17 protein-coding genes and 2 tRNA genes are annotated in these 17,222 nt (G+C 65.1%); 8 read left to right on the top strand and 11 right to left on the bottom strand.

Annotation, left to right across the window (positions count from 1 at the left end; all coding sequences use genetic code 11):
* Positions 1 to 3: 3 nt before the first annotated feature.
* Genes BXU08_RS01025 through BXU08_RS01015 form a run of 3 tightly spaced genes read left to right on the top strand, consistent with a single transcriptional unit; the run spans position 4 to position 3,049 of the window.
* On the top strand, positions 4 to 711 hold the full coding sequence (locus tag BXU08_RS01025) for an ABC transporter ATP-binding protein (RefSeq protein ID WP_077511866.1): 708 nt from the start codon (positions 4 to 6) through the stop codon (positions 709 to 711).
* Complete coding sequence (locus BXU08_RS01020) at positions 708 to 1,868, top strand: ABC transporter permease (RefSeq protein WP_077507809.1); 1,161 nt, start codon at positions 708 to 710, stop codon at positions 1,866 to 1,868. Before BXU08_RS01025 ends, BXU08_RS01020 begins: the two co-directional genes overlap by 4 nt.
* Complete coding sequence (locus BXU08_RS01015) at positions 1,868 to 3,049, top strand: ABC transporter permease (protein ID WP_077507806.1); 1,182 nt, start codon at positions 1,868 to 1,870, stop codon at positions 3,047 to 3,049. The genes BXU08_RS01020 and BXU08_RS01015 overlap by 1 nt, the downstream gene beginning before the upstream one ends.
* A 24-nt stretch (positions 3,050 to 3,073) precedes the next feature.
* Here the strand turns inward: BXU08_RS01015 and BXU08_RS01010 are convergent.
* Positions 3,074 to 3,163 (bottom strand) — tRNA-Ser (locus tag BXU08_RS01010).
* A 135-nt stretch (positions 3,164 to 3,298) separates the two neighbouring features.
* Between BXU08_RS01010 and hspQ the strand changes: the two genes are divergently transcribed.
* Positions 3,299 to 3,679, top strand: a complete 381-nt coding sequence (gene hspQ / locus BXU08_RS01005; RefSeq protein WP_077507803.1) for a heat shock protein HspQ — start codon at positions 3,299 to 3,301, stop codon at positions 3,677 to 3,679.
* Positions 3,680 to 4,015: 336 nt separating this feature from the next.
* On the opposite strand, the gene BXU08_RS01000 is transcribed toward hspQ, so the two are convergent.
* The gene (locus tag BXU08_RS01000; protein ID WP_077507800.1) at positions 4,016 to 6,601 is read right to left on the bottom strand and encodes a TonB-dependent siderophore receptor; all 2,586 of its coding nucleotides are present in this window, start codon (positions 6,599 to 6,601) and stop codon (positions 4,016 to 4,018) included.
* 258 nt (positions 6,602 to 6,859) lie between these two features.
* On the opposite strand from BXU08_RS01000, the gene rplU reads away from it, so the two are divergent.
* The 4 genes from rplU to BXU08_RS00980 all read left to right on the top strand — a co-directional run bounded on the left by rplU (position 6,860) and on the right by BXU08_RS00980 (position 9,009).
* Positions 6,860 to 7,243 carry a 50S ribosomal protein L21 gene (gene rplU / locus BXU08_RS00995; RefSeq protein WP_077507797.1) on the top strand — a complete coding sequence of 128 codons (384 nt, stop codon included), beginning with the start codon at positions 6,860 to 6,862 and terminating at the stop codon, positions 7,241 to 7,243.
* Positions 7,244 to 7,268: 25 nt separating this feature from the next.
* Complete coding sequence (gene rpmA, locus BXU08_RS00990) at positions 7,269 to 7,538, top strand: 50S ribosomal protein L27 (protein WP_077507794.1); 270 nt, start codon at positions 7,269 to 7,271, stop codon at positions 7,536 to 7,538.
* Between the two features lie 174 nt (positions 7,539 to 7,712).
* Complete coding sequence (locus BXU08_RS00985; protein WP_171982371.1) at positions 7,713 to 8,270, top strand: GNAT family N-acetyltransferase; 558 nt, start codon at positions 7,713 to 7,715, stop codon at positions 8,268 to 8,270.
* 148 nt (positions 8,271 to 8,418) lie between these two features.
* Positions 8,419 to 9,009 carry a TetR/AcrR family transcriptional regulator gene (locus tag BXU08_RS00980; RefSeq protein WP_077507791.1) on the top strand — a complete coding sequence of 197 codons (591 nt, stop codon included), beginning with the start codon at positions 8,419 to 8,421 and terminating at the stop codon, positions 9,007 to 9,009.
* On the opposite strand, the gene BXU08_RS00975 is transcribed toward BXU08_RS00980, so the two are convergent.
* The 9 genes from BXU08_RS00975 to BXU08_RS00930 all read right to left on the bottom strand — a co-directional run bounded on the left by BXU08_RS00975 (position 9,006) and on the right by BXU08_RS00930 (position 17,210).
* Positions 9,006 to 10,982 (bottom strand): ATP-binding protein, encoded by a 1,977-nt coding sequence (locus BXU08_RS00975; protein WP_077507788.1) that lies wholly within the window; start codon positions 10,980 to 10,982, stop codon positions 9,006 to 9,008. The genes BXU08_RS00980 and BXU08_RS00975 overlap by 4 nt on opposite strands.
* A 50-nt stretch (positions 10,983 to 11,032) precedes the next feature.
* Positions 11,033 to 12,295 (bottom strand): aminotransferase class I/II-fold pyridoxal phosphate-dependent enzyme, encoded by a 1,263-nt coding sequence (locus tag BXU08_RS00970; RefSeq protein ID WP_077507785.1) that lies wholly within the window; start codon positions 12,293 to 12,295, stop codon positions 11,033 to 11,035.
* Positions 12,296 to 12,400: 105 nt separating this feature from the next.
* Complete coding sequence (locus BXU08_RS00965; RefSeq protein WP_077507783.1) at positions 12,401 to 12,643, bottom strand: acyl carrier protein; 243 nt, start codon at positions 12,641 to 12,643, stop codon at positions 12,401 to 12,403.
* A 1,481-nt stretch (positions 12,644 to 14,124) separates the two neighbouring features.
* Positions 14,125 to 14,712, bottom strand: coding sequence for a DUF4304 domain-containing protein (locus BXU08_RS00955; RefSeq protein ID WP_077507779.1), 588 nt, complete (start codon positions 14,710 to 14,712; stop codon positions 14,125 to 14,127).
* Between the two features lie 68 nt (positions 14,713 to 14,780).
* A tRNA-Arg gene (locus tag BXU08_RS00950) sits at positions 14,781 to 14,857 on the bottom strand.
* A 34-nt stretch (positions 14,858 to 14,891) separates the two neighbouring features.
* Positions 14,892 to 15,350 (bottom strand): DUF1178 family protein, encoded by a 459-nt coding sequence (locus BXU08_RS00945; RefSeq protein ID WP_077507776.1) that lies wholly within the window; start codon positions 15,348 to 15,350, stop codon positions 14,892 to 14,894.
* Positions 15,347 to 16,189: a carbon-nitrogen hydrolase family protein gene (locus BXU08_RS00940; protein ID WP_077507773.1), complete on the bottom strand. Its 843-nt coding sequence runs from the start codon at positions 16,187 to 16,189 to the stop codon at positions 15,347 to 15,349. The genes BXU08_RS00945 and BXU08_RS00940 overlap by 4 nt, the downstream gene beginning before the upstream one ends.
* A complete protein-coding gene (gene grxC, locus BXU08_RS00935) occupies positions 16,186 to 16,443 on the bottom strand; it encodes a glutaredoxin 3 (protein WP_077507771.1) in 258 nt (85 codons plus the stop codon). Before grxC ends, BXU08_RS00940 begins: the two co-directional genes overlap by 4 nt.
* A gap of 35 nt (positions 16,444 to 16,478) precedes the next feature.
* On the bottom strand, positions 16,479 to 17,210 hold the full coding sequence (locus BXU08_RS00930) for a ComF family protein (RefSeq protein ID WP_077507768.1): 732 nt from the start codon (positions 17,208 to 17,210) through the stop codon (positions 16,479 to 16,481).
* Positions 17,211 to 17,222: the final 12 nt, after the last annotated feature.

Here is a 17,222-nt window from a genome sequence, read left to right as displayed (position 1 = left end):
TTCATGCAGCGCGTTCCCGCCGCCGACACTCTCATCGACATCGTCGATCTCTCCAAAAGCTATCGCCGCGGCAACACCGAAGTGCCGATCTTCGATAAGCTCTCGCTGTCGATCGAGCGCGGCCGCTTCGTCGCGCTGATGGGTCCGTCGGGATCGGGCAAGACCACGCTGCTCAACATGCTCGCCGGCATCGATCGTCCGAACAGCGGGATGCTTGCCGTCGATGGCGAGCGGATCGACAGCTATAGCGAATCGACACTGACGCAGTGGCGGGCGAACACGCTTGGCTTCATCTTCCAGTTCTACAACCTGATGCCGATGCTCACCGCGGCGCAGAATGTCGAGCTGCCGCTGCTGCTTCACAAGATGAGCGCGAAGGAGCGCCGCCGCCGCGTCGAGACCGCCCTCGATGTCGTCGGTCTGGCCGACCGCGCCAAGCACCGCCCGCGCGAGCTTTCCGGCGGACAGCAGCAGCGCGTCGCAATTGCCCGCGCGCTGGTCGCCGATCCCAAGCTGATCCTCGCCGACGAGCCCACCGGCGACCTCGATCGGCCCAGCGCGGATTCGGTGCTCGAGATCCTGCGGCTGCTCGCCGACGAGCTCGGCAAGACGATCGTGATGGTCACCCACGATCCCGTCGCCGCGCGTGCCGCCGACACCGTGCTCCACCTCGAAAAGGGACGCTTCGTCGACGAAGCGATCGCGGCATGAGGGAGACCACGCTCGTCCGGCGCAACGCGCTGCGCAATCCGGTCCGCATGTTCCTGATGGTGGCATGCATCGCCATCGCCTTTCTGATCTTTGGCGTGCTGAGCGCGGTCGCCACCGCGTTCCGGCTGGAGGACCAGCCCGGCGCGCAGGAGCGGATGATGGTGGTCAACCGCAACGGTTTCCAGCAGACGCTGCCGATCGCCTATGCCCGCGACGTCGCCCGGCAGGCCAATGTCGCCACCTCGAGCCCGGTGCGCATGGCGCTCGTCTATTGGCGCGAGCCCAAGGACATCGTCTCGGCCGTGATGGTCGAACCCGAGACCTATCTGGGCATGTCGAAGGATGTGGTGACCGTCACCGACGAGGACCGCGCGCGCTTTGTCGGCACGCGGGACGGCCTGCTGGTCGGCCGCGCGCTGGCCGATCGCTATGGCTGGAAGCGCGGCGACCAGGTTACGCTGCAAAGTTTCAATGATTTGCGCGAAGACGGCACGCGGGCGTGGCGCTTCACGGTCGCCGCAATCTACACCTCCACCCAGCCCGGCGGCAGCGAACTCGGCATGGCGGGTCATTTCGCCTATTTCAACGAAGCGCTGCTCACCGGGCGCGACCGGATCAACTGGATCCTTGTCACGGGCCGCGACCTGACCGCCAACGATGCGATGGCGCGCACGATCGACGCCGGCTACGCCAATTCGGCGGCCGCGACGCGCACCCAGAGCGAAGCCGCGCTCGGCCGCGCCTTCCTGTCGCAGATCGGCGACCTGATGCTGATCGTCCGCCTGATCGTCGGCGCGGCGTTCGTCGTGATCCTGTGCGTCGTCGGCAACACGCTGATCTTTATGGTAGGCGAGCGGACCGGCGAAATCGGCGTGCTCAAGACGCTCGGCTTCTCGCGACTGCGCGTCGCGCGGATTTTCGCCGGCGAAGTCGCGCTGATCACCCTCGCCGGCGCCGTCGCCGGGATGAGCGCCGCCGCGTTGATCGTCTCCGCCATCGGCGTTGCACTCAAGGACATGCTGCCGGGACTTGCGATGGGCCCGGCGACCCTCGCCATGGCGGCGGGGCTTGCGGCGCTGCTGATCCTGCTGACCGGCATCCTACCGGTACTCAAGGCAAGCCGCGTCAACATCGTCGAAGCATTGGGGAGGAAGTGATGTTCAGCAGCGTCAAACAGATCGGCGCAGTGGCGCGCATCGCGCTGCTCGGGCTGCCGTCGCGTGCGCGCATGTCCTCCGCCACAGTGCTGAGCATCGCGCTCGCCACGCTGGTCCTGCTCGGCTTCCTGGCGATGGCATCGGGCTTCCGCTCAACGGTCGCGGGCACGGGATCGGACCAGAGCGCGATCATCCTTGCCGAAGGATCGGCGTCCGAGTTCAACAGCGCGATCGACACCGCACGGCTCGCCAGGCTCGACAACGCACCCGGGATCGCAGTCGACAAGAACGGGCCGCTGCTCTCGGCCGAGAGCTTCGCGATGATCAGCGCAGTCGAGGACGGTGGCAGCGAATCGAGCGTGACGCTGCGCGGCATGGGGCCACAGGGTCTGGCGGTGCGCCCGCTGGCCCGCCTGGCGAGCGGGCGCATGTTCGTGGCAGGACGCAACGAACTGGTGGTCGGCAGCGCGATCGCAGCGCGTTACCGCGACTTCAAGCCCGGCGCGAGCATCCGGGTGGCGGGTATGGACTGGCGCGTGGTCGGCGTGTTCGAAGCGGGCGGTTCGGCGATGGAATCCGAAGTCTGGGCCGATCGCAAGCTGGTCGGCCAGTTCTTCGGTTCCAGCGCCGCGGTGCAATCGGTGCGCGCGCGCCTGACCGATCCTTCCGCGCTCGCCGGTCTCCAAAGCTATATCGCCGCCGATACCAGCCTGAAGCTGGTGGCCCGCTCCGAGCGCGAATATTTCGCCCGCCAGGCCAAGAACATGGGCAAGCTCATCCTGTTCGTCGGCTGGCCGCTGGGCATCGCGATGGCTATCGGCGCGCTCGCCGGCGCGCTCAACACGATGTTCACGTCGGTATCGACGCGCTCCACCGAGATCGCGACCTTGCGCATCCTCGGCTTTCGCGGCCCTTCGATCTTCGTGAGCACAATGGCCGAGGCCGTGCTTCTGGTGCTGCTCGGCGCGGGGCTCGGCGTCGTACTGGCCGGCATCTTCCTGCAGGGCCGCAGCGCAAGCACGATCGGCGGCAACCTCACCCAGGTGATGTTCAAGTTCGATCTCACTGCGCACGACATCGTCCAGGCAGTGACGCTGGCTATGATCGTCGGGGTGCTGGGCGGCGCGGTGCCGGCATGGCGCGCGGCGCGGCGGCCGCTGGTCAATGCAGCAGCGGGATGAGCCGATGAGAAGCTGAAGGGTAAGTGGCGGAGAGGGTGGGATTCGAACCCACGGTACCCGTGAGGGCACGCCGCATTTCGAGTGCGGTACATTCGACCACTCTGCCACCTCTCCGCGAGGTCTTAAGATGCCGATAGTCGGGACGTCCCAACATCGGCACCGGTCGATGAGGGCGGGCCATTAGCGCAATGAATCGGGGGCTGCAAGCGCAGTGCTTGTACCTAGCCGCTTAAGCATTAGATTATCGATATGCCGCGTACCGCAGTTCCCCCGCTCCCCCTCGAAGCCGCTGTCCCGATGCCGCCGGTCTCCTCCGCGCGCTTTGCGATCGGCGAGGTGGTGCGCCATCGCATGTTCGATTTCCGCGGCGTGGTGTTCGACGTGGACCCCGTCTTCGCCAATTCGGACGAATGGTATGATTCGATCCCCGAGGACGTGCGCCCGCGCAAGGACCAGCCCTTCTACCATCTCCTCGCCGAAAACGACGAGTCGAGCTACATCGCCTATGTCAGCCAGCAGAACCTGGTCGTCGACGATAGCGACGAGCCGGTCGATCACCCGGCGATCGGCGGGCTGTTCGAGCGCTATGCCGGCGGCCGCTACAAGCTGAAGGCATCGCACCGGCACTGATATCCGGGCTGCGCTTTCTGCGCTCCCGTCTCGTTTCCGGGAACGGTCGGATCCTCGCCGCAGGCTTTGGCGCGCATTTTGCGAAGGCAGAGGTCACATTGTCGCCATGTTCCAGCGGCGACCGGGCCCTGCGGAAAATCGCAAAGGTTGAGCCAGCGCGAGTTTGCGTTCTGGTCGGGATCGACGCTTTCAAAGAGCCAACGGCCAAGTGCCCCGAGCGTCGGATCTCAGCGGTTTAAATCCTACATTCCAAGCGGTTTATCGGGCCGCAGTTAGGCGACCTCAGCCACCGGAAAAACGTAGCCCCCTCCCGCGAACGGGAGGGGGCTATTCGGATCAGAAGCTGAACGCGATCCGCGAATAGACGAAGCGTCCGTTGAAGCCGAACGGTGAGAAGGACGAGTACGGCAGGAAGTAATTGTTGTTGCCGTACACACCGCCGGCCGGCGCCTTGGTCGGATAGACGTCGAACAGATTGTCCGCGCCTACCGCCAGCGAGACGCCGGGCAGCGCCTGGACGCGCAGTTCGACATCGGTGATCCACTTGGGCTCGAGCCAATAGTCTGCGACGCCCTGCCCCGCCGGGATCGTCAGGTCGGTCGAGCTTCCGGTCGAGAGCACCCGGCCGTAGCGGTTGGTGCGGACGGTGAGGCCTACCGGCTCCAGATCCCAGTCGATCGACGCGTTGATCTTGTCGCGCGGCTGGCCGTCGGTGAGGCGCAGCGATTCAGAGCGGCCGAACACGATCAGCCCGGGCAGCGACGGCAGCGAGGCTCGCTCGAGGATCTTGGTGCTGTTGTGGTTGTAGCCGGCCGAAAGCGTGAACTTGCCCGCGCCGAAATCGGGAACGCGATAGCTGGCGATGACATCGACGCCTTCGGTCCGCGTATCGACGCCGTTCACGAAGAACCGCGCCGAAGTCGCGTTAGTGATTCCCGCCCCGGTGAGCAGTGCCACCACCGCCGCGCCGCTCAGCGATTCGCTCAGCACCACGCGGTCGCGAATCTTGATGTTGTAATAGTCGGCAGTGACCGTGAGCCCGGGAATGGCCGAAAACACCACGCCCGCACCCAAATTGGTCGATTTCTCGGGCTCGAGCGGCTTGGCGCCGAGCGCTTGGGATACCGGATCGGAAACCGCGAAGGTGCCCGTCTCGATCAGATTGCCGCCCGTAAACACCGTCGAGGTCGCCGTGAAATATTGCTGGGCCAGGCTCGGCGCGCGGAAGCCGGTCGACGCCGAACCGCGGATCGCGACGCCCTTCACCGGTTCGAGCCGCGCGGCGATCTTGCCGTTCCAGGTGTCGCCGAAGTCCGAATAATGCTCGTAGCGGCCTGCCGCCTGCAGCGAGAAGAAATCGGTCACATCGGCATCAGCTTCGACATAGCCTGCATAGCTGTCGCGCGAGACATCGGTGGCGTTGTTAGGACGGAATCCCGGAAACACCTGCGATCCCCCCGCCGCGTTAAACGGCGCGGCCGAGAACGGCCCGTTGATGTAGCTGGCGACGTCGCCGGCGACGATCTTGTAGTTCTCGTTGCGATATTCGCCGCCGAACGCGATGCCGAACGACTGCAACCCGGCAAAGTCGAACTTCCGGCTGAGATCGAGATTGACCACCGTCTGGCCCGAGCGGAGCCCGCCCGCGTCGAACGTGCGCGGGCTGTTCGCGCCGCCCAGCGAGACGTTGACGCTGTTGGTCACGCCGTAGTTGAGCTCGTTCGAGCCGTAGACCACCGACAAGTCGCCGGTGAACCCGCCGATATCGCCGCGCACGCCCACCGCGCCCGAAACGTCCTCGATCTCGGTGGTGATGTAGGGGAGATACCCGTCGGCATAGAGCGGCACGAACGTCGTGGTCGATGCCGACCAGTCGCGGTTGCGGACGTCGTTGGCGCGGCGATAGAAGCCGCCGCCCGATGCGTCGCGGATCCCATAGCTGCCGAACGCATAGAGCTCGAAGCCATTGCCCAGCTCGTAGCCGGCATTGGCAAAGAGATTGTAATCGATCGCCTCGCCATCGCCGTAGCGGTGCGTGAAGCGGTCGATCGAGAGTTCGCGCGGATCGCCGACGGAGAGATACTGGCGGCGCGGATCGGCGCCCGAGCGGTTGGTCGCATCACGGTCCCGGAACTGTGCGGTGAGGTTGAGATAGCCGCCCGCCCCCACCGGCAGGCCGAAATTGGTCGCCAGGGTCAGCGTGTCGCCGTCGTGACGCTCGCGCTCGCCGCCGGTGTTGAGCTGGAGAAGGTCGTTGGTCACGCCGCCCGGGGTCAGCACGGTCGGGATACCGCCGGTATTGGCGACGCCGGTCACGTCCGAAACGCCGTCCATCGACGTGACATACTTGCCGAAGGTCACGCTGGCGCGGGTGCCTTCGCTGCGCCGCAGCTGGAGGTTGATCACGCCGGCGATCGCGTCCGATCCATAGAGCGACGAGGCGCCGTCGCGCAGAATCTCGACTCGGTCGATCGCGATCGCGGGGATCTGGTTGAGATCGACAGCCGACGAGCCGCGGCCGACCGAACCGTTGAGGTTGAGCAATGCCGACTGGTGGCGGCGCTTGCCGTTGACCAGTACCAGTACCTGATCGGGCGCTAGGCCGCGCAAGGTCGCGGGACGCTGCGAATCGGTGCCGTCGACCAGCGAAGGCTGCGGAAAGTTGAACGACGGGACGAGATCGCGAAGCACCTTATTGGTTTCGGTCGCGCCAGACTTGGTCAGCGCATCGCCGCCGATCACATCGACGGGAACCGGGCTGCTGGCGACGCTGCGCTCGGCGACTCGCGAGCCGGTGACGACGATGTCCTCGGCGGCCACCTCTTCCACCGGGTCGACCGGATCGGCGGTCTGCGCCGCGGCGGAAGTTGCGAAGGCGACGAGGGAAACGCCGGCGAGAAATGGGGAAATCTTTGCAAACATGGGCTTCTCTCCTGGGAGCCTCAGGTACGTCCTGCCCTGATCTGCGAAGGATGCAGCCGAACCCGCCCGGAACGAAAGCGAAACCTCCTCTGGATCGGTATAGATTTCCTTCTTGCCGCGGGGTGGTCATATTCGACGCCCGGCGTGTCGAGAATCGCGCAACGGCGGTTGACTTCCGGGACGTCCTCCCTTAGCTGCGCCCTTCCTCCTGCCGAGGCGATCCTTGGCGGGCACATGCTTTTGTTAGAGAAGAGACCCATGTTCGCTATCGTGCGCACGGGCGGCAAGCAGTATCGCGTCGCCGCTGGAGACAAGATTGTCGTCGAGAAGCTCGATGGCGAAGCCGGTTCGTCGATCACGCTGGGCGACGTTCTGCTCGCCGGCGAGGGCAGCGAACTGAAGTCGGTGGAGGGCCTCACGGTCGCCGCCGAGATCGTCGCGCAGGCGAAGGGCGACAAGGTCATCGTCTTCAAGAAGCGCCGTCGGCATAACTATCGCCGTAAGAACGGCCATCGCCAGAACCATACCATCCTGAAGATCACCGCGATCGGTGCACAGGAAGAGAAGAAGAAGGCCGCGCCCAAGGCAAAGAAGGCCGACGCTGCTCCCGCCACGGCGGAAGCTCCGGCTGCCGAAGCCTGATCGCGAGACACGAGGAGTATAGCAAATGGCACATAAGAAAGCAGGCGGCTCTTCGCGCAACGGTCGCGATTCGGCAGGCCGTCGTCTCGGCGTCAAGAAGTTCGGCAGCGAAGCTGTGATCGCGGGCAACATCATCGTGCGCCAGCGCGGCACCAAGATCTATCCGGGCGTGAACGTGGGCATGGGCAAGGACCATACGCTTTTCGCGCTTACCGACGGCCGCGTGTCGTTCAAGGTCGGCAAGCTGGGCCGTAAATTCTGCTCGGTAGACCTTATTGCGGAAGCAGCCGAATAACATCGGGTAACCGGACGGGTTGCCCACCAGGGTGACCCGGGTCCGACAAACGGACCAGCTGAAAAGGGAGACGGGTCACCCCGGCTCCCTTTTTCTTTGCTCCCACGAAATGCGACTGCAAACTGACTGTCACATAGACACGTCAGGGGCACCGCAAGACCGAGGAGACTGGTCATGTTCGTGCGAACACAAAGACTGACGTTACGGCCCGCATGGCGCGAGGACGCCCCCGAGCTCGCCCGCGCCATCGGGCATGAATCCGTGGTGCGCAATCTCGCCCGCGCGCCCTGGCCCTATACCGATGAAGCCGCGGAGAGCTTTGCCGCCAGTTTCGAGGACCCTGCCGAGCTCAAGCTCCTGATGTTCGAGCACCAGGGCGGCGCGGTACGGCTGATCGGATGCATCGGCATAGGGCCGTTTCAGGACGAGCCGCACGACCTGGGCTATTGGCTCACGCCCGATGCCTGGGGACGCGGCTATGCCACCGAAGCCGGTGCGGCGGTGCTGCGCACGGCGCGGGCGATGGGCATCCGCCGCGTCGCCGCGGGACATTATCTCGACAACCCCGCTTCGGGCAGGGTGCTGCGCAAGCTCGGCTTCCGCCCCACCGGGCGCGTCGAGCCGGTTTATTCGCGCGGCCGCGGCGAAGCCGTCCCTTCCGCGCGCTTCGAGATCGACCTCAACGGGACCGAGACCGTCGATAATGATCCTCTAGCCCGAATGGCGGCGTGATTCGCACACGCCGCCATTCGCGCCGCCGTCCTGCATCCTTTCGCATCGGATAGTCCCGATCGCGGAAACCGTTACGCATTCGCCACTTCCGTAGCGGCGCGTCCTCCCCTAAGCCGGGCACTCCCCAGGCAAGAGTAACCTTCCGTCGATGTCAGCCACTGGCCGCAAGCGCCTGTCTCCCGAAGAATCGCGCGACGCCGCGCTTGAGGCTGCCCGCGCGCTGCTGCTCGAAACCGGGCCCCAGGCCGTCACGCTCAAGGCCGTCGCCGCGCGCATCGGCCGTACGCACGCCAATCTCCTCCATCATTTCGGCTCGGCCGCGGGGCTGCAAAAGGCGCTCGTCGCCAGCATCGCCGACACCGTCACTGCCGAGATCGGCGCCGCGGTGCTGCGCACCCGTACCCATGAGGACCATGATCCGCGCGAAGTGGTCGACCTGACGTTCGACGCCTTCGGCAAGGGCGGTGCCGGGGCGCTGGCAAGCTGGATGATCCTCAACGGCAATGAGGATGCGCTGGATCCGATCCTCGAGGCGATCCACCGGCTGGTCGATGAGATCAGCGTTGATGCGGAAGTCGATCCCCAGCTCCTGCGCGAGGAGACGCTGCAGCTCACCCTGATGGCGCTGGGCGACGCGTTGCTGGGTGGCCCGATGGCGCGGGCGATCGACTTGCCGCGCGACCGCGCCCGCGAGATTGCCGTCGCGCAACTGCGCCATTCGGTAGCGAAGACCGGCTAGGCGGCCTGCTGGGCGGTGCGGCGGGCCTCATATTCCACTGCTTCGTCCACTGCGCGAGCCAGCGACGCCATGGTGAAGGGCTTGCGCAGCACGGCGCGCCCCCCGAACAGCTCGGCATCGGCCTCTCCTGCAAAGCCGGTGACGAACAGCACTGCCACCCCGTCGAGCCGCTCGCCCAGTCCGGCGATCATCTCGGGACCGGTCTGCCCGGGCATCAGCACATCGGAAATGACCAAGTCGAGTGTCGGCATGGTGGAAACCTTTGCCGGCGCGGCGAGCGGATCGGGGCACGACGTCACCCGATGCCCCAATTCCTCCAGCGCCCCCACGGTAGCCCCCAGCACGCGCGGATCGTCCTCGACGACGAGGATGTCGAACGCGCGGGCTGGCGGCGCGACCTCGGCAGCCGCGGCAACCAGAGCCGGCGCTTCGGCCGCCGCGCTCCCGGGTTCGCCGATATGGCGCGGCAGATAGACCTTTACCGTGGTGCCCGCGCCCGGCGCGGTATCGATTGCGATCTCGCCGCCCGACTGGCGGACGAAGCCGAAGATCTGGCTGAGCCCCAGCCCGGTGCCCTTGCCCACCGGCTTGGTAGTGAAGAACGGCTCGAACACGCGATCGGCGACGTCCTGCGACATGCCGCAGCCGGTGTCGGTCACGCTGATCGTGACATAATCGCCTGCCGGACATTCGCCGACTTCGTTCTCGGCCAGCGTGGCGCCGCCGGTAGCAATGGTGAGCGTCCCCCGCCCTTCCATCGCGTCGCGCGCATTGACCGCGAGGTTGAGCAGCGCATTCTCGAGCTGATGGCGATCCACCCACACCGTCCATTTCTGGTCGGCATCCTGCGTGCGCACTTCGATCGTGTCGCCAAGCGTCCGGTCGAGCAGGTCGGACATTCCGCCGATCAGCCCGCCCGCTTCCACCGCTTCGGGAAGCAGCGGCTCGGAGCGCGAGAAGGCGAGCAGCCGCCTGGTCAGCGCGGCGGCGCGATTGGCGCCCTCCATCGCATTCTCGATATGCTGCTGCGCATCGGGGCCGCGAGTGTGCAGATGCCGCTTGGCGAGTTCGAGACCGCCGAGAACGACCGCCAGCATATTGTTGAAATCATGCGCGATGCCGCCGGTCAGCTGACCCACCGCTTCCATCTTCTGGACCTGGCGCAGCTGCGCTTCGGCCTGGGCGCGCTCATGCGCCTCGGCGCGCAGGTCCGCAGTCGCGGCATCGACCGCGAGCTGGAGCTCGGCCGCACGCTCGCGCTGCGCGGTGGCCTCGGCATCGGCGGCGGCGCGCTCGCCCTCCGCTGCGATCGCCAGCCAGCCGAGCAGCACTGCGCCGACCACGATCATCACGCCGAACACCGTCAGGATCCGCGACGCGAAGCTCGAATTGTCGATCAGCTCGCCTGCCGAACGCGTCCGGTCGCGCAGGAGCACGCGCTCGGCATCGACGATGCGCGTCAGCAGCGTCTCGACATTCTGCCGCGCAGCGCTCTGCCGCACGCGATAATAGCTGCCCCATGCGTCGTTATGGCGCTTGTAGGTCGAATACAGCGCCGTCTCGGCCAGCTCCTTGCCCCGCGCCTCGAATGCGCGCTGCAGCTGCGCGATCTGCGCCTGCTGGCGCGGACTGTCGCGCGTGAGCTGCTGGAGCCGGCTGAGCTGCTCGGTGGCGCGGCCCCATTGCGATGAATATTGCTGGCCCAGCGTCTTGTCGGCGCTGACGACATAGCGCCCCAGCGCGGCCTCGGCAGCGGAGACGGCGTTCGACAGCTGGTTGGCGCGGATCACGACTTCGAACGTGTGCTGCTGCAGCGCGACGGCGCGGTCACGCGCCTGATCGGTGCGCGCCTGGAGCACGATGATCGCAGTGAGCACGCCCAGTCCGAGCAGCGCCAGCATGCCGAGCAGCAGGAGGCGCCAGTTCGTCACCCGACGAACCCGCTCCAAGACGATACCCTGCCCCTCACTCATATATTGAATTTAGGGCGTCGGAGCGTCGGAAGGAAGCCGTTCCTTTCAGTTCAGCCGATCACGCCCACAGCTCGGCCCGCAGCCCGGAACATTTCGAGGATTTGGGCGATCTGCGCGGCCGTATGCTCTGCGCAAAGCGAGCAGCGCAGCAGGTACGTTCCCGCTGGCGTCGCCGGCGGACGGGCCATGTTGACGTAGAGTCCGCCGTCCAGCAGCGCCTGCCACATCGCCACGGCCTGGGTCTGGTCCTCCAGGATCACGGCGATGATCGCGCTGTCGGGATTCTCGGTGCCGAGACGGAAGCCCATCTCCTTGAGCCCGCCGTGCAGCGTCCGGGCATTTTCCCACAGATGCGCGCGCTTGTTGTGCGCAAACTGGAGCTTGCGGATCGACGCCGCCGCGGTGGCGACCACCGAAGGCGGCAGCGAGGCGGTGAAGATATAGGGACGGCACGCCAGCCGGATCGCTTCGAACTTGGGATGGTTCGAAACGCAGAAGCCGCCGACGGTGCCGACCGACTTGGAGAAGGTGCCGACGATGAAATCGACATCACCTTCGCAACCCTGCGCCTCATAGACGCCGCGGCCATTGGGGCCGAAAAAGCCCATCGAATGCGCCTCGTCGCTCAGCACCATCGCGCCGTGCTTCTTGGCGACTGCGACCATCTCCTTGAGCGGCGCGATGTCGCCGAGCATCGAATATACGCCCTCCAGCACGACCAGCTTGCCCGCTTCCCTGGGAAGCCGGCCCAGCCGCTTGTCGAGGTCCTCGATGTCGTTGTGGCGGAAGCGGACGATGTCGGCATAGCCCTGCTTGCAGCCGTCATAGATCGAGGCATGGCTGTCGGCGTCGAGGATGACGTAGTCGCCCTTCCCCGCCAGCGTGCTGATCATGCCGAGATTGGCCATATAGCCGGTCGAGAAGACGATCGCGCCCGACACGCCGTAGAAATCGCGCAGCGCCTGCTCGACTTCCATATGGTCGCGGAACGTGCCGTTGAGCATGCGGCTGCCGTTGGTGCCCGAGCCGAACTGGTCGAGCGCGTCCTTGCCGGCCTGGATCACGTCCGGATCGAAGGTCATGCCCATATAGTTGTAGGTGCCGAGCAGGATCGTGTCCTTGCCCGCGATCACCGCCTCGGTCGGCGACTTCACCTGTTCCATCACGATCGCGAACGGATCGGTGACGCCGCTGTCGAGCAGCGCCTGGCGCTCGGCGATGAGCCCGTCGAACTTGGACATCAAGTCGCGCTCGGGGGTGACGGCTTCCGGGTGCTCGGGGAGCGCATCGGCGGTCTGGGGGGCGTCGGTCATTTCATTGTGTCCCTAGGTCCGTTCGTGCCGACCCTGTCGAAGCACCGACCTTCTCTCGCAAAGGAAGGCGCCCTTCGACAGGTTCAGGGCGAACGGGGAAATAGCTCAGCCCTTCAGCTTCTGCACCGCATCGACGAGCTGGCCGATCGTCTCGATCTCGGCCTGCATGTTCATCGTGATGAGGATGTCGAACTCGTCCTCGATCGCCGCGACGAAATCCATCACGGTCAGGCTATCCCATTCGAGGTCGCCCGCGAAGGTCGTGGTCTCGGCCAGCGCCACGCCCTTCTTGTTGAAGGGCTCGATCTGGGCAGTGACGGTCTGGAAGATGTCGGCGCGGTCGCTCACGGTCGTTCCTCGGCAAGTGAAGCATGTCGCCTGCCAAGCAAATGCGGCGGGCGTGGGGCGCGCCTATAGCAGCCCTTGCGGACGTTGCCATGCCGGGATTGGCGGCAGGCGGCGGCGCGGTGGTGACCGGGGAGACCCCCCGCGCGAAATCTACGACAATCGCGTAGCTCGGCTACTGCCGGAAACCTCGCACGCATTCCTGCGTCGTCTCGCGCCTCTAGTCCAACCCGCACCGGGCGGGCATCCTGCCGCAACCTCTTAGATTGGGAACGTCCGCTATTGGGTGGGAAGCTGCCCGACGGGATCTGGGTACCGATCAGCGAATTGCTGCCCGTTACACGCAGAAATATCGCCGGCTCAAATCGTCGAATTGCGAAGATTCGGAAAGGATGCCAGCAACGGCCGATCGGGGGCGCAGCGGCGGCGTAAAAGCTGTCGGAGTGCCGGCATTGGAGGTGTGGCATGAAGCCAGCAGTTCTTTTAGCGTGCGCCACTATCCTGACGCTCATTCCAGAAAAACCACATGCACAAACGGCGCAGCAACTGCGTTCTGAAGGGGAGTTCGTTCGGACTCTGATTCGAGCGCAGGACGCTAATGACTGTCACTTAGCCCTTCGCCTAATCGATAAGCGCGAAATCGTTATTCGATCGCAGTTTAAAGAGTTTAGCCAAAAGAGTGATCGTCGCACCTTCGCATTGGACAGGGAGAGGATGTACTTACTTGAGCAAATTCGCGGCTTGGAAAACCGGCGAGCCGTTACGAGCAGAGAATGTGTATAGGCGCCCGCGTCCGCTTCCGGGTCTCGCGCTGGCCAACCTGATTGGCCGCAACTGGGGCGTTTCCCGCCAGTCAGCTTTCGCGCGCCGCTTAGTCGGTCGCGAATGTCCGAGAATGGGTGGTTAACGGACGTCACTGCAGTGCGACTTGATCATAATATCGACTGCGGGATCGAGGGCGACGCGCCTTGCCCTCGCTTGGGCCGGAATCGAGCATAGGAGGCCGTAGCTGATGTCATCGCCAATCACGCCATTGCCGGAACGATACGCTGGATCACCGCCCCAATAATGGTCGTCTAAAATCAGAACAGCTATTTTCCCGTCACGATATTCCGCGATAAAAGCGTTGGCTTCCCATCGGTTATCTCGCGGAACGACGGTTCCGAAAGGGAGGTCTTTCTGCTCTCGAAGGGGCTGAAGCACATCCGCATTAATCGCTTTGTCGTGCGAAGTTCGCGTCACATCCAAATAAAATAGGACCGCACCGGTCAGCAGCGCCCCGACCAAGAGCCAAGGGAGTAGTTTCCGAGCGAGTCGATACATCGCGCCAGCTAGCCGGCTCGCAGGTAAGTCCGCTAGTGGGGCGTTTCTGCCGGTCCGCTTTCGTACGCCGCTTAGTCGGTCGCGAATGTCCGAGAATGGGTGGGAAGCGGTCCGGCAGCTTTAAGGGCAGGAACATACGAGAGCGGACTAGGGATAGGTGGTCAGTTTGCGCCCTCTAGCAACGATAGGTTTCTAACGCGCTGTCCCTCGGTGAGGCCGGGTGAGTTACCTCTTTTCCACATAGCGATCAGGGCGTTGTCACTTTGGTGCTGGTCCAGGAACGGCACCGCGCAGGTTTCGATAAGGTTTGTGACCTCATTCTCGATAGCCGACACCGGCTCGTTTGATGTGACAGTCCACCACCGGTCTTCGCCATAGGCCAAGGTACCAATTCGTTCCCGAAGTGGAGCTTCCCAAACAGTTTGCTTCGATGGCAGCTTTTCGGGATCCCATCTGGACAAAAGCTTAGATGAAATCACTCCAAGGTTGATCGTGAATTTGAGAGCTTGGGCGGAATTGTCGGTGCTCTTCTGGAAGTCTATAATGGCGATATTGTCGTCATATTTCCGACGAAACGACGTTCCACGTTTGGTGAACCCAGCCGCCTTCAGAGTGGTCGACGTGGCAGCAAGGACCTGTTTAAATTTACTTTCCACATCTGACAAAGTCAAATTGTTCCACCGTAACGACCGCTTTCGAGCGTAATGCATTCTAGCTTGAACGTCCGCAAGGGGGGCGTTAGCGGACATGCCGCGCTGCTGATAATCAGATCGTCTAACCTAAGCCAGAAAATGGCCATTTTCCGCCAACGCGCTTGTGGTGACCCGGAGAGGATTCGAACCTCCGACCTCTCGATTAGGAATCGCTTGCTCTATCCTGCTGAGCTACCGGGCCACGCCGCCGCTGGTACTCAGCGCCGCGGACAGGGTCAATTGCACTGCTCGGGCGGCACGATCGGCACGAGCAGGGGCGCGACGGGTACGCCTTCTTCGGCGAGTTCTTCCGCCTGCTCGCGCGTGGCCTGGCCGTGGATCTGGACGACGGGTTCGTCGCCGAGATGCATCGCGCGGGCCTTGTCGGTGAACGCAGTGCCCACCCATTGCGAGGTTTCGAGCGCCTTGGCCTGCGCCGAGGCCAGCATCTCCATCGCGGCTTTTATCACTTCGGGCGGCGGCATGGTGCCCGGAGCGGCGGGCGCTGGAGCCTTGGCGCGCTGGTTGCCCTTGGCGGCCAGATTGGGCGCCATCACTGCCTTGGCGACATCGCCGTTCCCGCAGATCGGGCAAGCCACCAGCCCGGCCGCGCGCTGCGCTTCCCACGCGGCGCTCGATCCGAACCACGCCTCGAACACATGCCCGCCGCCGCATTTGAGATCGAAGACGATCACAGTGCTTCCACGGCGGGTATCGCGCGGCGATGGCGGAGCACCGGCACCCGGCTGCGTGCCGCGTCAAGCCGCTTGGGTTCGATCTCGGCGAAATCTACGCCGGCGGGATCGCCCATGTCGAGCAGCGTCTCGCCCCAGGGATCGACGACGAGCGAATGGCCATAGGTTGCGCGCCCGTCCTCGTGGGTGCCGGTCTGCGCCGCCGCAATGACGAACGCCGCCGCCTCGATCGCCCGCGCGCGCAGCAGCACATGCCAATGCGCCGCACCGGTCGGGCGGGTGAATGCCGCGGGCACTGCGAGGATCGTCGCTCCTGCATCGCTCAGCGAGCGGAACAGGTCGGGAAAGCGCAGGTCATAGCAGATCGCCAGCCCCAGCACGCCCAGCGGAGTCTGCACCGTCACGGCGCGCTCGCCGGGGGCATAGCTGTTCGATTCGCGCCAGCTCTCACCGGTCGGCAAGTCGACGTCGAACAAGTGCATCTTGTCGTAGCGCGCCCGGATGGTGCCCGAATCGTCGATCACGAAGCCGCGATTGGCGAGCTTGCCGTCCTCGCGCAGCACGCCGAGGCTTCCGAGATGCACCCAGATGCCGTGCTTCGCCGCGGCGTCGCGCACGCTCGCCAGCACGCGATCCTGGTCCTCATGCGCCAGCGATCCCGCCGCGCGATCGCGGTCGCGGTCCAGCAGGCCGGACATTTCGGGAGTGAACAGCATCGCCGCCCCGCCGGCCCTGGCCTTTGCGATGCCCTCTACCAGAGTGCGCGCATTGGCGGCGGGGTCGATCCCGCTGGTCATTTGGAGCAGCGCGGCTCTCTCGACGGAACTCGCGGGCCTCATGCGGCGAGCAATGGGTCCAGACCGCCCTGGCGATCGAGTGCCGCGAGATCGTCTGATCCGCCGATATGCTTGTCGTCGATGAAGACTTGCGGAACGGTGGTGCGGCCATTGGCGCGCTGAATCATCTCGGGCCGGCGCGGGCCGCCCATCGTGATGTCGATCTCCTCATACTCGGCTCCCTTGGAGTCGAGCAGCGCCTTGGCGCGGGTGCAATAGGGGCAGAATGCCTTGGTGTAGATTTCGATCTTGGCCATGTCGTCTCTCGGGTTGTGGGTCTCGCCCGCGCTTGTCAATCCAGCGTTTCGCCTTCCAGAACGCGCGCCCAGCACAGAAGGATCACTTTCGCCGCGCCGCCGCGCTTGAGCACCCGCGCGCAGGCCGCCGCGGTCGCGCCGCTGGTGTGGACGTCGTCGACCAGCACCACTGCCTTGCCGGCAAGCTTGGCCTTGGCGTTCCCGGTCAGCGCAAACGCGCCCGCGACGGCCTTGGCGCGGCCGCGTGGTCCCAGCCCGCGCAGCACCGGCGTCGCCTTCACGCGCCGCAGCAGCTCGGCGTCGAGCGCAACGCCCTGCGCCCGCGACAGCGCGCCCGCGATCACCGCCGCCTGGTTGAACCCGCGCGACCAGATCCGCCAGCGATGCAAAGGAACCGGGACCAGCAGCTCGGCATCGTCGGGCATCAGCCGCGTCATCGCGTGCGCCATGGTCTGCGCGCAGGCGAGCCGTCCCGAATATTTGAGCTTGAGCGCCACTTCGCGCGCGACATCGCCATAGGCCACCGCAGCGCGGACGCCGTCATGCGGCGGCGGCTTGGCAAGGCATTCGCCGCATAGCGCGCCCTCGCCGCGGTCATAGTCGAACGGCAGCTGGCATCCCGCGCACCAGGGCGGGCCGAGGAAGCGCAACCGTCCCCAGCACGCCGCGCAGAAGCGGTGGTCGGCCGCGGTCACTTCGCCGCAGCCGGGGCAGCGCGGCGGCAGCGCGAAGTCGGCCAGCCGGGCGAGGGAAGCGAGCGCAGCCATACGCATCCTTGT

The sequence above is a fragment of the Sphingomonas sp. LM7 genome, assembly GCF_002002925.1.
GTDB lineage: Bacteria > Pseudomonadota > Alphaproteobacteria > Sphingomonadales > Sphingomonadaceae > Sphingomonas.
This window is presented reverse-complemented; position numbering and strand designations above follow the sequence as displayed.

Coding starts and splice junctions, on each gene's coding strand:
- BXU08_RS01020 (WP_077507809.1), top strand. CDS start 708: ATGAGGGAGACCACGCTCGTCCGGCGCAACGCGCTGCGCAATCCGGTC.
- BXU08_RS00985 (WP_171982371.1), top strand. CDS start 7,713: ATGTTCGTGCGAACACAAAGACTGACGTTACGGCCCGCATGGCGCGAG.
- rplU (WP_077507797.1), top strand. CDS start 6,860: ATGTTCGCTATCGTGCGCACGGGCGGCAAGCAGTATCGCGTCGCCGCT.
- BXU08_RS01015 (WP_077507806.1), top strand. CDS start 1,868: ATGTTCAGCAGCGTCAAACAGATCGGCGCAGTGGCGCGCATCGCGCTG.
- BXU08_RS01025 (WP_077511866.1), top strand. CDS start 4: ATGCAGCGCGTTCCCGCCGCCGACACTCTCATCGACATCGTCGATCTC.
- BXU08_RS00970 (WP_077507785.1), bottom strand. CDS start 12,295: ATGACCGACGCCCCCCAGACCGCCGATGCGCTCCCCGAGCACCCGGAA.
- BXU08_RS00930 (WP_077507768.1), bottom strand. CDS start 17,210: ATGGCTGCGCTCGCTTCCCTCGCCCGGCTGGCCGACTTCGCGCTGCCG.
- rpmA (WP_077507794.1), top strand. CDS start 7,269: ATGGCACATAAGAAAGCAGGCGGCTCTTCGCGCAACGGTCGCGATTCG.
- BXU08_RS01000 (WP_077507800.1), bottom strand. CDS start 6,601: ATGTTTGCAAAGATTTCCCCATTTCTCGCCGGCGTTTCCCTCGTCGCC.
- BXU08_RS00940 (WP_077507773.1), bottom strand. CDS start 16,189: ATGAGGCCCGCGAGTTCCGTCGAGAGAGCCGCGCTGCTCCAAATGACC.
- BXU08_RS00975 (WP_077507788.1), bottom strand. CDS start 10,982: ATGAGTGAGGGGCAGGGTATCGTCTTGGAGCGGGTTCGTCGGGTGACG.
- BXU08_RS00955 (WP_077507779.1), bottom strand. CDS start 14,712: ATGTCCGCTAACGCCCCCCTTGCGGACGTTCAAGCTAGAATGCATTAC.
- grxC (WP_077507771.1), bottom strand. CDS start 16,443: ATGGCCAAGATCGAAATCTACACCAAGGCATTCTGCCCCTATTGCACC.
- hspQ (WP_077507803.1), top strand. CDS start 3,299: ATGCCGCGTACCGCAGTTCCCCCGCTCCCCCTCGAAGCCGCTGTCCCG.
- BXU08_RS00980 (WP_077507791.1), top strand. CDS start 8,419: ATGTCAGCCACTGGCCGCAAGCGCCTGTCTCCCGAAGAATCGCGCGAC.